General features: G+C 63.0%; 14 protein-coding genes. 4 read left to right on the top strand and 10 right to left on the bottom strand.

All coding sequences use genetic code 11. From position 1 onward, the window contains the following. Window positions 1-44 precede the first annotated feature (44 nt). The 4 genes from AC0L18_RS04575 to AC0L18_RS04560 form a co-directional block, all read right to left on the bottom strand. Window positions 45-3,155: an efflux RND transporter permease subunit gene (locus AC0L18_RS04575; protein WP_473490928.1), complete on the bottom strand. Its 3,111-nt coding sequence runs from the start codon at window positions 3,153-3,155 to the stop codon at window positions 45-47. Window positions 3,156-3,157: 2 nt separating this feature from the next. Beyond that, complete coding sequence (locus tag AC0L18_RS04570; RefSeq protein ID WP_473490804.1) at window positions 3,158-4,267, bottom strand: efflux RND transporter periplasmic adaptor subunit; 1,110 nt, start codon at window positions 4,265-4,267, stop codon at window positions 3,158-3,160. A 35-nt stretch (window positions 4,268-4,302) separates the two neighbouring features. Continuing rightward, window positions 4,303-4,713 (bottom strand): hypothetical protein, encoded by a 411-nt coding sequence (locus AC0L18_RS04565; protein ID WP_473490803.1) that lies wholly within the window; start codon window positions 4,711-4,713, stop codon window positions 4,303-4,305. A gap of 437 nt (window positions 4,714-5,150) precedes the next feature. Then, window positions 5,151-5,609 carry a nuclear transport factor 2 family protein gene (locus AC0L18_RS04560; protein ID WP_473490802.1) on the bottom strand — a complete coding sequence of 153 codons (459 nt, stop codon included), beginning with the start codon at window positions 5,607-5,609 and terminating at the stop codon, window positions 5,151-5,153. Between the two features lie 83 nt (window positions 5,610-5,692). Here AC0L18_RS04560 and AC0L18_RS04555 point away from each other — a divergent pair, with 83 nt between their 5' ends. From AC0L18_RS04555 to AC0L18_RS04540, 4 genes are all read left to right on the top strand, one after another. Then, entirely contained in the window at window positions 5,693-6,271 is a 579-nt protein-coding gene (locus AC0L18_RS04555; protein ID WP_473490801.1) for a TetR/AcrR family transcriptional regulator, read from the top strand. A gap of 47 nt (window positions 6,272-6,318) precedes the next feature. Beyond that, window positions 6,319-7,623: a beta-ketoacyl-ACP synthase II gene (gene fabF / locus AC0L18_RS04550; protein ID WP_473490800.1), complete on the top strand. Its 1,305-nt coding sequence runs from the start codon at window positions 6,319-6,321 to the stop codon at window positions 7,621-7,623. A 72-nt stretch (window positions 7,624-7,695) separates the two neighbouring features. Further along, window positions 7,696-8,511: an oxidoreductase gene (locus AC0L18_RS04545; protein WP_473490799.1), complete on the top strand. Its 816-nt coding sequence runs from the start codon at window positions 7,696-7,698 to the stop codon at window positions 8,509-8,511. Between the two features lie 268 nt (window positions 8,512-8,779). Continuing rightward, the gene (locus tag AC0L18_RS04540; RefSeq protein WP_023797709.1) at window positions 8,780-8,980 is read left to right on the top strand and encodes a hypothetical protein; all 201 of its coding nucleotides are present in this window, start codon (window positions 8,780-8,782) and stop codon (window positions 8,978-8,980) included. A 23-nt stretch (window positions 8,981-9,003) separates the two neighbouring features. On the opposite strand, the gene AC0L18_RS04535 is transcribed toward AC0L18_RS04540, so the two are convergent. From AC0L18_RS04535 to AC0L18_RS04510, 6 genes are all read right to left on the bottom strand, one after another. After that, on the bottom strand, window positions 9,004-9,633 hold the full coding sequence (locus AC0L18_RS04535; protein WP_473490798.1) for a hypothetical protein: 630 nt from the start codon (window positions 9,631-9,633) through the stop codon (window positions 9,004-9,006). After that, on the bottom strand, window positions 9,633-10,508 hold the full coding sequence (locus tag AC0L18_RS04530) for an ABC transporter permease (protein ID WP_473490797.1): 876 nt from the start codon (window positions 10,506-10,508) through the stop codon (window positions 9,633-9,635). The genes AC0L18_RS04535 and AC0L18_RS04530 overlap by 1 nt, the downstream gene beginning before the upstream one ends. Next, a complete protein-coding gene (locus tag AC0L18_RS04525) occupies window positions 10,505-11,293 on the bottom strand; it encodes an ATP-binding cassette domain-containing protein (protein WP_473490796.1) in 789 nt (262 codons plus the stop codon). Before AC0L18_RS04525 ends, AC0L18_RS04530 begins: the two co-directional genes overlap by 4 nt. A gap of 85 nt (window positions 11,294-11,378) precedes the next feature. Further along, a complete protein-coding gene (locus AC0L18_RS04520) occupies window positions 11,379-11,873 on the bottom strand; it encodes a cupredoxin domain-containing protein (RefSeq protein ID WP_473490795.1) in 495 nt (164 codons plus the stop codon). A gap of 72 nt (window positions 11,874-11,945) precedes the next feature. Next, window positions 11,946-12,872, bottom strand: coding sequence for a YVTN family beta-propeller repeat protein (locus tag AC0L18_RS04515; protein ID WP_473490927.1), 927 nt, complete (start codon window positions 12,870-12,872; stop codon window positions 11,946-11,948). 66 nt (window positions 12,873-12,938) lie between these two features. Beyond that, window positions 12,939-14,189 carry an ABC transporter substrate-binding protein gene (locus AC0L18_RS04510; RefSeq protein WP_473490794.1) on the bottom strand — a complete coding sequence of 417 codons (1,251 nt, stop codon included), beginning with the start codon at window positions 14,187-14,189 and terminating at the stop codon, window positions 12,939-12,941. Between the last annotated feature and the right edge of the window lie 214 nt (window positions 14,190-14,403).

Genomic DNA, 14,403 nt, shown 5'->3' with positions numbered 1-14,403 from the left:
AAGCCAGCGGCGAAATCTTGATCCGCCTGCTCGACAACAGGGCCCTATTCAGCAGCAATTGCCGTGTGCATTTCCAGTTCCTCCGCCGCGCCCTCACGGACCTCGTCGGCAGTCGGCTTGATGCCGAACCACGCGGCGTAGAGCGCGGGAAGGAAGAGCAGGATCAGCACCGTGCCGGCCGCCGTGCCGCCGATCAGCGTATAGGCCATCGATCCCCAGAAGACGGAGTGCGTGAGCGGGATGAAGGCCAGCACGGCGGCGAGTGCCGTCAGGATCACGGGCCTCGTGCGTTGCACCGTCGCCTCAATCACGGCGTGATAGTCATTAAGGCCGGCAGCTCGGTTCTCCTTGATCTGTTCGGTCAGGATCAGCGTGTTGCGCATCAGGATGCCGGCCAGTCCTATCATGCCCAGAATGGCGTTGAACCCGAAGGGCTGGTTGAAGGTGAGCAGCATCGGCACGACGCCGACAAGGCCAAGCGGCGCCGTCAGCATGACCATGGCCATCGTCGAGAAGGATCGCACCTGCAGCATGATAACAATCAGCATGGCGGCGATCATTGCCGGAAAGACTTTGCCCAGCGCGGTGTTGGCCTTTTCAGCCTCCTCGATCGATCCGCCCAATTCGATGCGATAGCCGGCCGGAAGGGATGCAATCAGCGGCTGAAGGGCCTTCACGATCGCCTTGGAAACCTCTGGAGGCTGAGTCGCTTCGTTGATATCCGAGCGGATCGTGATGACAGGCGTGCGATCGCGACGCTTCAGGATCGGCTCTTCCAGACGGATTTCCGAATGGCCGATCTGGTCGAGCGGAATCGGGCGACCGTCCCGGCTCATCAGGGAGAAATCCGCCAAACGCGTCGGATCCAGCCGCTCGCCGCCGGCGCTGCGTGCGACGATGGGGACGTTGCGGATGTCCTCGCGAACCTGCGTAACGGGGATGCCGGTAAGCAAGAACTGGAGTTGCTGGCCCACTTCCGCCGGCGACAGGCCGATGAGGTTCAGTCGATCCTGATCCGGGACGAAGCGGAGCACGGGTGTGCGATTGCCCCAATCGTGGTTGGCCTGACGCACGTCCGGGACGCCCCGCATGATGTCGAGGGCCTTCTCGGATATGCCGTAGAGTTGCGCGGGATCAGGTCCGATAATCCGGAACTCGACCGGGAATGGCGTGTAGGGGCCGAACACGAGTTGCGTGACGCGGACATTGGCCTCGGGTGCAAGCCCCTCTGCCACCGCCTCGCGCAGGCGGTGCTTCAACACCTCACGCGCCTCGGCGTCCGGGGTCAGCACGACGATCTTGGCGAAGGCAGGATCAGGCAGTTCCGGCGCCATTGCGAAAAAGAAGCGTGGTGCGCCCTGACCGACATAGCTCGTGACGATCTTGGCCTCGGCCTGGTCGTCCAGCCAGCCTTCGAGCTTCTCGACCGTAGCGGTCGTCGTCTCGATGCTGGTGCCTTCCGGCAGGCGAACCTCCACCAGCACTTCGGGTCGGTCGGATGTCGGGAAGAACTGCTGTTTGAGAGAGCCCATGCCGACAACGGAAAGCACGAAGGTGATGCCAACGATACCGCTGATCATGAACTTGTGGCGCACGGCGAAGGTGATGAGCCGCCGCAAGCGCCGATAATTGGGTGTGTCATAGATCGCGTGGTGGCCGCCTTCGACCGGTTTGATCGCGGGCAGCATCTTGACGCCGAGGTAAGGTGTGAAGACCACCGCGACGATCCAGGAGACGATGAGGGCGAACCCTACGACCCAAAAGATGTTGCCGGCGTATTCGCCGGCCGTCGAGCGGGCGAAGCCCACCGGCAGGAAGCCGGCGATCGTCACGAGCGTTCCGGACAGCATCGGCGCCGCAGTGTGGCTCCACGCATAGGCCGCCGCCTTGATGCGGTCCATGCCTTCTTCCATCTTCACCACCATCACCTCGATGGCAATGATGGCGTCGTCCACGAGAAGACCGAGCGCCAGGATCAGGGCGCCGAGCGTGATGCGGTCGAAGAACCGGCCGGTCTCCAGCATGATGAGGAACACGACGGCAAGCGTCAGAGGGACGGCAGCCGCCACCACGATGCCGACGCGCCAGCCGAGGCTCAACAGGCTCACCAAGAGCACCACACCGAGCGCCATCGCAAACTTCATCATGAATTCGTCGACCGCAGAGGTGATGTTGACGGCCTGGTCGGTCACCTTGTCGAGCGTCATCCCGAGAGGCAGTGTCTGTGCGATGGCTGCTGTCCTGTCCTCCAGCGCCTTGCCGAGCGCGAGACCATCCCAGCCCTCCTGCATGACAGCCGCGAGCATGATGGTGGGCTCACCCTGACGTCGAATGAGGTAGGTGGGGGGATCTTCATAGCCGCGCCGGACTTCGGCGATATCTGAGAGCTTCAGCGTCCGCCCCGCAGCGGCAATCGGCGTGTCGGCGATCGCCTGAACGCTGTCGTAAGCGCCGTCGACCCGGATGAAGACCCGCGGCCCCTTTGTGTCGATCGAGCCTGCCGGCGTGAGGCTGTTCTGCCGCTGCAAGGCGGCGACGATGTCCTGCGCCGACACGCCGAGGGTGGCCAGCTTGGCGTAGGAAAATTCGACGAATATCTGTTCGGGACGTTCACCAAGGATGTTGATCTTCTTGACGCCGGGCACGTGCAGGAGGTCTTGGCGGATCGCCTCGGCCTGTCTCGCCAACTCACGCATCGGCATGCCCTTGGCCTTCAGCGCGTAAAGGGCGAAGCTTACATCCGAATACTCGTCGTTGACGAAGGGCCCGAAGACGCCGGACGGCAGGTTGCGGGCTTCATCCCCGAGCTTCTTGCGAGCCTGGTAGAACTCCTCCTGCACGACAGATGGCGGTGTGCTGTCCTTCAGCGTGACCGTCATATACGCGTAACCCGGCCGTGTGGTCGTCTCGACCCGGTCGTACCAGGTCATCTCCTGAAGCCGCTTCTCCAACGGTTCGGCGACGAGGTCCTGCATCTCGCGCGCCGTTGCGCCCGGCCATGCCGTCGTGACCGTCAGGGTCTTGATGGTGAAGTTGGGGTCCTCCGCCCGCCCGAGCATGACGAAAGCGTAAGCGCCGGCGGCCACCAGCAGGAGGATGAAGAACAGGGTAACGGCGCGTTCGCGAACGGCGATCGCGGAGAGATTTAGGTTCATCATCATTTGCCCCTGCTTTCGGACGCAGTCCTGACGCGAGCGCCCTCCTGCAGGAGATGGGCGCCGAGCGAAACAATCGGATTGCTGGAGTTCAGTCCGGAGACCACAGCGGTTTCGCTGGTCACACGAACAAGCTTGACAGGCTGAAACTGTACGGTCGAGGTGGCGCTGTCCAGGACCCAAACGCCTGTCTTCTCGCCGTCATCGAGCACGGCTCCCAGCGGCACCTGGACTTCCCGCTGGCGTGCCTGGCCCGCAAGCCGAATGGTTACCGTCGCGCCAAGCGGTGCTGCCGCGGCCTCACCGTCGAGCACATAACGGGCCTCATAGGTACGGGTCTGGGCATCGGCGGAGTTCGATAGTTGCCGGAGATGTGCCGTGTAACGACGCCCATCGCCGCCATACACGCTGGCCTCGGCCGCCGACCCAATCGCCGGCCGGATAGTTTCGGGAAGCGCGACCACCGCTTCGCGGGAGCCGGCCTTGGCGATCCGGGCCACTGTCTGGCCGGCGGAGACGACCTGCCCCGGCTCGCCAAGCGTTTCGACCACCGTTCCATCCGCGTCGGCCAGCAGGACCGCGTAGACCGCCTCGTTCTCGGCGACCCGTGCTTCGGCTTCGGCGGCGGCGAGTTGCGCCTCGGCCGTATCAGCCGCGGCCTTCGCCTGCTCGTAGCGCTGTCGGGGGACCCATCCATCCCTGAGCAAACTGGCGTATCGCCGTTCATCCGGTTCCGTCTGAACGACTGTTGCGCGCGCTGCGGCAACGGCGTTGCGCTTCGCCGTGAGCGCGAGGCGAAGGTCGGTGTCGTCGATGCGCATCAGTGGCTGACCAGCTTTGACCTCCTGACCCACATCCACGAGCCGCTCCACGATTTTGCCGGGGACGCGAAAGCCGAGATCGCTCTGCACCCTCGCCCCGATAATACCGGTGAAGCCGCGTTCGGATCCGGTCACCGGCGCTGCCGTCACCAGTCTGACGATCGGCGGTTCCTGCCTCGGGTCGCCTACGGCGGAGGCTCCCTGCGTAGGAATGGCAAGTATGGCAAATGCCGCCGCTCCTGACATCGCGATCAGCATGCTCCCCAGTACAACAGCGGGTCTCTTTTTCACGTTCGTCGCCTCTCAAGAAAGATTGGGTTTGACCTTTACATCGGCCCGACGGACGCGAGCCCAGCACGCAGGCTGCCGTCTGCAAGGCGGGTCGGTGCATTGGCATCGGCGCGCATGCCTGTCTCGGACGACACCGTCACCTCCTCGCCGGACCGCGAGAACGCGTAGAGCGGGCCGCGGTGGCCGGGCATCGAAAATGCCACGGAGTCGCCGTCGGCGAGGCCCATGACGACGCGCTGCGGATCGCCGCCGGTCTTCGGCGCGAAGGTGGCGGTGACCTCCAGGAGGTCGCCCTCGGCCGGGACGTAATAGACGACCATGTCGAGGTGGCCCTCGTGCAGGCTGCCGGCTTCGATCGGGCTTCCTATGGTGGCTTCCTCGGCAAACGCCGGGGCGGCAAGAAACAGCGTGGCCAAAACCGAGGCGCTCAGGGTGTTGCGAATCATCTCGTATCTCCTTCGTTTTAGATTTCGTTCGAACTCTATAACTAAGTTAGATTACGAATGCAATCTAAAAAATGGAAATTTTTGATGCATGTGAGTCCCATGGCGCATCGCGCAGACAGAATGGAGGGCTGCCCGATTGACGCGCTCGGTTCGGATGCCGCCGGGCAGGGCGCCGACGTGAGGCATCATTCGAGGCCGGGGATCAGGGAATACTCTGGAATGCTCGATAGCTGGGTTGGCGAGGGCAGGGCAAGGAGCCCAACTGCAAGGCCATTCTCTCGACAACGGCCGGCGCGGTGCTCCTCTCGCGACCGTCAACGACGAGCGGCTGTCGAAGCGGTTCCCGCAAGCGGCCGTCGAGCACGCGCTGATGGGGTCGGCATGGCCACGGGCTAGCGTACCCGCGGTTACGCTGCGGGCCGCTGACTGCGCTTCTGCTAGCCTAAAATTGGTTCGGCGACAGCCTCTTCGAGGCCAGTTGCCGCTTGGGCGGCAAGACCGCGGGCCGCTGCTTGTGAATCGTAGAATTCCTCAAGCGCATAGACCTTGCCCCACCGCAGCGTGAACACGTGGAGACCGCTGTTGATGTAGGAGGCGTCGCCGTTGAGCAGCGTCGCGGTGCCGTCCCACTGGGCAAATACGGTGGTGTGCCACGGCCAGCCCTTCACCCAGACGTGGTTGACCGTGAGATGAAGATTGGGCAGGACGCGGCCGAGGCGCTCAAACCAGCGGCGCACGGCCTGCTTGTCGTGGCGCTCACCACCAAGCGCATGGTCACCGGAAACGCGGTGATGGACATGCGGCACGAGTGCTTTCACCGCCTCGTCCCAGCGATGGTTGTTGACGTGGTCGAAGCTCTGCCGGATCGATTTCTCGACGATATGACTGTATAGCATTTGACCTCTCCTCCAAATTGGATTGCGTTCGTACTCTATATCTGTTATAGATGTCGAACACAAGCTAATTTAAGGAGGTCTACATGCGTGTGAGTCGCATTCAGGCGGCGGAAAACCGCGAAACCGTGATCAATGTGGCAAGCCGGCTTTTTCGGGAGCGCGGCTTTGACGGCATCGGCCTCAAAGACCTGATGCAGGCTGCCGGGCTGACCCAGGGCGCGTTCTACAAGCAGTTCGCCTCCAAGGACGATCTGGCGGTGCAGGCGTCGAGGCGGGCGATGGAGAGCGCCACGCTGCGGTGGTCGGCCGCGACTGCGGCAAAATCCGAGGATCCGCTTGGCGCGGTGATCGCATTCTACCTCAGCATGGGCCATCGCGGAGAAAAGATGGACGGCTGCCCGATTGTCGCGCTCGGCTCGGATGCCGCCAGACAGGGCAGCGAGGTGAAAGCGTCGTTCGAAGCCGGGATCAAGGAGCATCTCGAAATCCTCGGCCGTTTCATTGCCGACGCCAAAGCTGAGGAGCCCGACAGAAAGGCCATGGCAATTCTCTCGACGATGGTCGGCGCGCTGATGCTGTCGCGCGTCGTCAACGATCCGGATCTCGCCCAGGCCTTCCTGGACGCGGCGACCGGACAGGTTCGCGAAGCAGCCGCCACTTGAACGGCGTGCGCAGCGCTGGCGACGCAGCCAACTCGATAGGAAAGCAGATGCGACGGATTGTTGTTACAGGCATGGGAGCCGTCACGCCCCTTGCTGCCGATGTCGAAGCGTCGTGGTCGCGGCTGCTGGCCGGTCGCTCGGGCATCCGCAGGCTTCCGGACGCTATGGTGGCAGACCTCCCGGCCAAGATCGGCGGGGTGGTTCCCTCGCCGGAAGACGATCCGGAGGCTGGTTTCGATCCGGATACCGTCCTGGCTGCGAAGGACCAGCGCAAGGTAGACCGGTTCATCATCTTCGGGCTCGCCGCTGCACAAGAGGCCCTCGCGCAAGCAGGGTGGGCGCCCGTCTCGGAAGCGGATCGCCTGCGCACGGCCACGATCATCGCCTCCGGCATCGGCGGCTTCCCCGCCATCACCGAGGCGGTGCGCACGGTCGACCAGCGCGGCGTCCGCCGCCTCTCGCCGTTTACGGTGCCGTCCTTTCTGGTGAACCTCGCGGCGGGCCACATCTCGATCCGCCATGGCTTCAAGGGGCCACTCGGCGCGCCGGTGACGGCGTGCGCGGCCGGCATCCAGGCGATCGGCGATGCGGCCCGCCTCATCCGCGCCAACGAAGCCGATATCGCCGTGTGCGGCGGGACGGAAGCCTGCATGAACATCGTCAGTCTTGGTGGTTTTGCTGCAGCACGATCTCTTTCGACCGGCTTCAGCTGGGCGCCGGCTCAGGCGTCACGGCCTTTCGACGTGTCGCGGGACGGCTTCGTCATGGGCGAAGGAGCCGGCGTGCTGGTCATCGAGGAATTGAGCCACGCGCTGGCGCGCGGCGCGAAACCGGTCGCCGAGTTCGTCGGCTACGGCACGACGGCGGATGCGCATCACGTCACCTCCGGTCCCGAGGATGGCGACGGGGCGCGCCGAGCCATGCAGATCGCGCTGGCCCAGGCCGGCATTTCGCCGCGTGAGGTTCGCCACCTCAATGCTCACGCGACCTCGACGCCGGTCGGTGATCTCGGGGAAATGGCGGCGATCAAAACACTCTTCGGCGCAGATTCCACCATCGCCGTCAGCGCAACCAAATCGGCGACCGGACATTTGCTCGGAGCCGCCGGCGGGCTTGGAGCCATCTTCGCAATCCTGGCGCTCAGGGATCAGGTGGCGCCGCCAACCCTCAATCTGGGCGCGCCGGATCCAGCCGGCGACGGCATCGACTTCGTCGCAAACCAGGCCCGGCCGATGACAATGGACTACGCGATCTCAAACGGCTTCGGCTTTGGCGGCGTCAACGCCAGCGCGCTGTTCCGGCGCTGGACCGATGAACTCGTCGGTGCGAACGCCAGAGGCGCTCATAACTGACGCCTCCGACCTTTCGTGCTTCCCCCACGCCAATCCAAAATCAGTCCAACCCCAGAGAAAGAGATGATTTCCATGAACAAGACCAATCCTGGCATCGCCCTGGTGACGGGGGCGTCCTCCGGCATCGGGCGCGCAACGGCCATAGCCTTGCAAAACGCCGGTTTTCGCGTGTTCGGCACCAGCCGTCGCGCAGCCGCCAAAAACTCCGACGGCCTGTCCATGCTGGCCTGTGACGTGACCGATGACGCGTCGGTGGCGAAACTGGTCGATGACGTGCTGGCCGAGACCGGGCGCATCGATCTGCTTGTCAACAATGCCGGCATGGGTCTGTTTGGTGGCGCGGAAGAGTCGTCAATGGTCCAGGCTCAGGCACTGTTCGATGTGAACGTCTTCGGCGTGCTCCGCGTGACCAACGCGGTCCTGCCGATAATGCGCCGTCAAGGCAAGGGTAGAATCGTCAATCTGAGTTCGGTGCAGGGGTTCATCCCAGCTCCCTATTTCGCACTTTATGCGTCGACCAAACATGCCATCGAAGGCTATTCCGAATCGCTCGACCATGAACTGCGCCCGTTCGGGATTCGCGTTGCATTGGTCGAACCCGCTTATACCCGCACGTCGTTTGAAGATAATCTCGCCAAGCCGGACCAGTTGCTTGATATCTATGACGCTGCGCGCGTTGGCATGAACGCAATCGTGCGGAAAGCAATGGAAAAAGGCGATTCGCCCGAATTGGTCGCCAAGACCGTTTTGGCGGCTGCGACCGATCCCGTTCCGAAGAGGCGCTATGCCGCGGGAAAAATGGCGCGCCAGGTCAGTCTCCTGCGCCGTTTCGTCCCCGCATCCGCATTCGACAAGAGCCTGCGCAAGCAGAACGGGCTGCCGGTCTGAGGACATGGAAGACACCCCGTGAAGATCGGAATCATCGACGCCGGAAACGTCGGCGGCGCATTGGCGCAACGCCACCTGAAGCAATTGCCTAGAACAACGCCCGGTGGTTGTTGGTGTTAGATAAGCGATATGTTATATTGCGGTGCGAAAGAGCGGGGGCACGTCCTTTCACACCCGTAAGCGATCTGTATGTGCGACCCTGCAGACTGGTCGGTATCACTGAAACTCCCGGGCATGGGGTTCGGGATTCGATGGGGGTTATGGGGCAATGCTTTATACGCTGGTTATGATGGTCTGCTTGACGGATGTGCCGCAGACCTGTGAACAACGCGAACAGATGGTGGACGGCCTGGCGATGAACCCAGGGACCGCCTTCATGCAGGCGCAGCCGCTGGTAGCCCAGTGGATCGAGACGCATCCCGGTTATTTCGTGCAGCGCTGGCGCGTGCTGCCCGGCCGGGGAACGTAAGATCCGTTGCGGAAATAGAGGGTCTACTTCTTCGCTGCGAGGGTTTCCGAGACGGCCTTGGACAATTGATAAAGCCGCTGCTCGATGATCGTCGGCACTTCACAGACGTAAGTCAGTGATTGGACGCGTTCATTGAAAATTCGCGTTGCGAATTTCAGCTGCTCGGTTCGCCGTTCGATGTCGTCGGGATCCGCATCCGGCTTTGCCCGCAGCGCATCGACGTTGGACGCTGCCTTGCGCAGGGCGGCGGCCATTTCGAGCTGCTTGTGGGCGTAACGGGAAATGCCTGAGATCACCTGCGAACGCTCGGCGTCCATGTGATCGAACATGCCTTGCACCAGCATCGCCATTTTCGGCGCAAGCTGCTCGGCCGGCAGCGAGGCGGCGAAATCCTTGATCTTCTTTTGGGCTTCGGCGATCGGCATCCGCCGGGCCGCCACCTCCTCGACCAGGGTGGAGACGGCAGGGTCCTTCGAAAAGTCCTTCGCCGCTGGCGGAAGCTCCGGCCCGTTCCAGATCTGGCCGAGCGAGAGTTGCGGTACCTTGCGCTGTATGCAGGGCCAGTCCGGATCGGTATTCGCCGCCCTGGCGTTCACGCTCGGCGTGAGCATGGCAACCGCAGCCAGGCTGCGAACAAGGCTCATTCGTGCCATCAGCCATTTCCTCCGGTGTCTTGTTTGCGGGTCACCAGGCCGCGCGAAGGGTCGTAGGCGATGATGGCGGCGGCAAGGAACAGAACAGTGCAGCCGGCAACGACGCCCAGCGACAGCCACTCGATCTGGCCGTAGAAGGCGAAGCGGATCAGTTCGACGGCATAGGTGAACGGATTGGCGAGGCAGATCTTGTGCAGCAGCGGGCTCGCCTCCTGGATGCGCCACAACGGATAGAGCGCCGGAGAGGCGAAATAGCCGGGAAAGATGACGAAGTTCATGATGCCGGCGAAATTTTCGAGCTGCTTGATCATCGACGACAAAAGCATGCCGAGCGCGCAAAGCATCATTCCCGACAGGAACAGCGCCGGCAGCACCATGAGATAGCCGATCGGCGGCGCCTTGACGCCCCAGAACCAGGCAACGATCAGGAACGCATAGACCTGCGCGATCGATACGGAGACGCCGGCGAGCATCTTCGACACCAGCAGGAACCAGCGCGGGAAGGGGCTGACCAGCAAGGTGCGCATGTTGCCCATCTCGCGGTCATAAACCATCGACAGCGAAGACTGCATGCCTGAGAACAACAGGATCATGCCGCACAGCCCCGGCGTGATGTAGACCTCGTAGAGCACGTAGGTCTTGTAGGGCGGGATGATCGACACGCCGAGCACCTGCCGGAATCCGGCGGCAAAGATGAACAGCCAGATGAGCGGCCGAACCAGCGAGGATATGAAGCGCTCGCGCTGGTGCAGGAAGCGCAGGCATTCCCGCAGGACGACGCCCTTGAGGCAAATGAGATAGTGGCGCAGGCCGAATTTTTCGAACTTCGCCGGGATGATGCCGGCGACTTTTTCGGGCATTGAAGGAGCGCTCATGGCGATATCCCCGCGGTGCCGGCCGCCTCGATGCGGCTGAGCCTGGAAAAGGCGTCGCGGATCGAGCCGGCGCCGCTCGTCCTGACGACATCGGCCACCTTGCCCTTGGCGACCAGTTCGCCCTGCCGCAGCACGACGACATGGTCGCCGTCGTCAACCTCGTCGATCAGATGCGTTGCCCACAGCACGCCGATGCCCTCGGTTTCGACGAGCTTGCGGATGGTGGCGAGAATGCCGGCGCGCGACTGGATGTCGAGACCGACCGTCGCCTCGTCGAGCAGCAGCAGCGACGGGCGGTGGAGCAGCGCCCTGGCGATCTCGATGCGCCGCATCTGGCCGCCGGAAAGGCTGCGTGCCTTGTCATGCTGACGGCCCGGCATGTCGACGATATCGAGCAGCGCGGCAATGCGCTGCCGGGCCTCGCGTCCGCCGATGCCATGCAGGGCGGCGTGGTAGGAGAGGTTCTGGTAGACGCTGAGATCGAGGTCGAGCGTGCGCGCCTGGAACACGATGCCGACCCGCCTGAGCGCCTCGCCGGAGGCGCGGCTGACGTCATGGCCGAAGATGCGGATCGATCCGCGGCGCGTGTCGTAAAGATAACTGATCAGCGAGAACAGCGTCGTCTTGCCGGCGCCGTTTAGACCGAGAAGAACGGTGAACGTCGCCGGCGCGATCGAGAACGAGACGTCGTTGAGCGCCGGCTTCGAACCATAGGAATGGCTGACGGCGGCGACGTCGAGCGCCGCCACCTGATCTCCCGGTCCGCTTGTCCTCACATGCTGCACGCCGGCTGGCTCCCTTGTCGTCGACAACAGTTTGGCCCAAGTCTAGCCCACGGGGCGCGATCGCGCAGGTCCTGCTTTTCAAACCTTACTTGATCGTGATCGTGCCCTTCATGCCCTTGTCGGCGAGGTCGGGCACCGACCATGTGTAGATGCCGGGCCTCACGGTGGTGAACTGTACCTGGATGGTGCCGTCGGCGTCGAATTCGAGCCATGCGGGTGCGCCGTTCATGTGCACCTCGAGGTCATTGATGACGATCTGGTTGTTCCACACATTGCGGAACAGGTCGGTGTGGAATTTGTACTCCAGCCCGCCCGCCGCGGTGATCTTCCAGCGATAGCCCTGGCCGGCGATCAGCTCAAAATCCTTCTGGTTGGCGGTGAACTGGTCTTCCTTGCTGCCGAGGATAAGTTCCGGCATGTCCTTGCTGGCCCGGGTCGCCTTCTCGGCTTTCGGGCTGGCCTCCGTGCTGGCCGCTCCGGCGGCGGCGTCATCGTCATCGCCGTCCTGCGCCCAGACCTGGCCTTGGGTGAGCGCCATGCCCACCAGCGCGGCGAAAGCGACTGCCCGAAATTTCCGCATGATTTCCTGCCCTTCTGCTGTTTTTCTGCCTGCTTGATTCACTTGGTTTATTCAATGGTTCATTTGGCGGAGTCATTTGGGCGAGACGACGACGCCCCACGGCAGCGCGCCGACGGTCACCGACTGCACCGGCTCGTCGGTCGCCACGTCGATGAAGGTGATGTCGTTCGACACGCCGTTGGTCGAGATGATGGTCTTCTGGTCCGGGGTGAAGGCGAGCTGCCAGACGCGTTGGCCGACCAGCACGTATTTCTCGACCTCGTATGTCTGTGTGTTGACCACCGCGACGCGGTTGGCCGGCCCGAGCGCCACATAGGCTTTCTTGCCGTCGGCGGTGATGCGCACACCGACCGGCTGGATGGATTCGGGCCTCAGGCCGGCAACCTCGAAGGTGATCTTCTGGACGACTTCGCGCGTTTGATTGTCGATCACCGAAACCGTGCCACCGATCTCGGCGCTCACCCAGGCCTGCTTGCCGTCGGGGGTGAACTCGACGAAGCGCGGACGCGCGTCAACCAGCACGTTGTCGGTGATCTCGTGCGACGACGTATCGATGAAATGCGCCATGTTCGTCGTTTCCGACGTGTTGACCATGGTCTTGCCGTCCGGGCTGACACCCATGCCCTCCGGTTCGACGCCGACCGGGATTTCCGCCAGCACCTTCTTACCCTCGATGTCGATGACGGTGACGAGATTGTCGTCCTCATTGGCGACATAGAGCGTCTTGCCGTCAGGCGACAGCACGAACAGCTCCGGGTCGGGCCCGGAAGGCAAGGTATCGACGATCTCCAGCGACGCCGTGTCGATGACCTCGATCGAATCATCGTCGCTGGCGCAGAGATAGATGTGCTTGCCGTCGTGGGAGATGGTGATGCCGCGCGGACGCTGCCCGACATTGACGGTCTTCACCACCTGCATCGTCGCGGTGTCGACCACGGTCATCGTGTTGTCTTTCTCGTTGGAGACATAGGCCATGTAGGCCGACGCCGGACCGGCCATGAAGCCGGTCGCAACGATGGCGAGTGCGCAAGCTCGTCTCTGCACCGAAATTCCTCCCAATCTTTTCTACTTAAGCACGCATTTTGTTTCCGGCTCGTCGACCCCGAGCGTATCGAGCTCCGACAGCTGGTGCAAAAATCCCTCCTGCGGCGATGTCGAGACGACCGACCTGGTGTCGCCGAGGAAGATCGGCTGCCGCAACTGCTGGTTCCATTTGCGGAAGGTCAGTTTCTGCCCCTTGAAGGCGGCGATCGAAAAATCGTCGGAGCGGATGAAATCGGCCATCTTGCGCGGGTCGGCGCCCTGCGTGCGGGTCGCCGCCTCACCGAGGATGCGCACCGCGGTCCACGCCGCCATGTCCTTCGACACCATGCGGCGGCCGTTTGCCTTGGCGAAGCGGTTCTGGATCTGGGTGCCGCCCCATTGCTCGCTGGCCGGATGCCAGGCCGACGGGGTGAGGCCGGCGGTGCCGGCGACCGGCCGCGGAATCCAGGTGCGGAACGGAACGTAGGTGCCGAACACCTCGCTCTCGTCGGCGACCAGCAGCACATCGTGCTCCGGCAGGTCCTGGGTGAAGACAGGCATCTGCCGCTGGATCTGGACGACACCGGAATCGGTCCGCCGCGCCGTGCCGGTATCCTCGAACAGCTTTTCGCCGACGATCTCGCCGCCGAAGCGCGTCGCCGCCCGGCGCAGCGCCTCGGCAAAAAGCTGGTCGCGCTCGTGCGAGCCGTAGATCAGCACCCAGCGCCGCCATTGCTTCCAGATCAGATATTGCGCCAGCCCGTCGGCCAGCATGCTGCGCGTCGGGATGGTGTGGAAGATGCTGGCGCGGCATTCCTCCTCGCGAAGACTGTCGTCGGTGGCGCCGGCGTTGAAGATCAAAACGCCGTTGTCGCGGGCAAGATCGGCGATCGACAGCAACTGCCTGGCCGAGAGGTCTGCGACCACATAGCGGTTGCCTTTGGCGATCATCTCCTGGAAATTCGGGACGACATCGGCATCCGGCTTCACCTCGGTTACGTCGAGGCTGAATTTCTGGCCGAGGAAGCTGCCGGTCGTGTTGTTGTCGGCAATCGCCACATTGCCGCCGGCGACACCTTCATCGCGCGGCGGGACGTCGAGCACCGACAAGGCCAGTTGCGGCGCATAGGCGCGCAAATAGCCTATCTTGATCTCGGTCAGCTTTTTTTCCGGCTTGGCCGTTGCGGTCGGTTGCTTGCCCGTCGCTTCCTGGGCGAGCGCGCCCGCAATGTTGACGGTCAGGGAAAAAAAGCACAAAAAGGCCGCCAGAGTGCCCGGCACTGCGCTCGTCATCGATAAAATTACCCGTTCTTGCGCTAAAGTCCGATTGTTGTCGGAGCGGCGCGAAGTCAAGGTGCCCGTGATGAGCTTAGCTGACCCGCAAATTTTATCAAACCCTGAAAGTGGACTTCTCACGTCTGCTTTAGTGCCATGCCTGCTCGCCCGAACGGCGACCGAGCGGATTTCGGTATTCGGGCCCAAAAGCGTCCTTTTCCTCATGCCGGAG

The organism is Mesorhizobium sp. WSM4819 (assembly GCF_055811215.1).
This window is presented reverse-complemented; position numbering and strand designations above follow the sequence as displayed.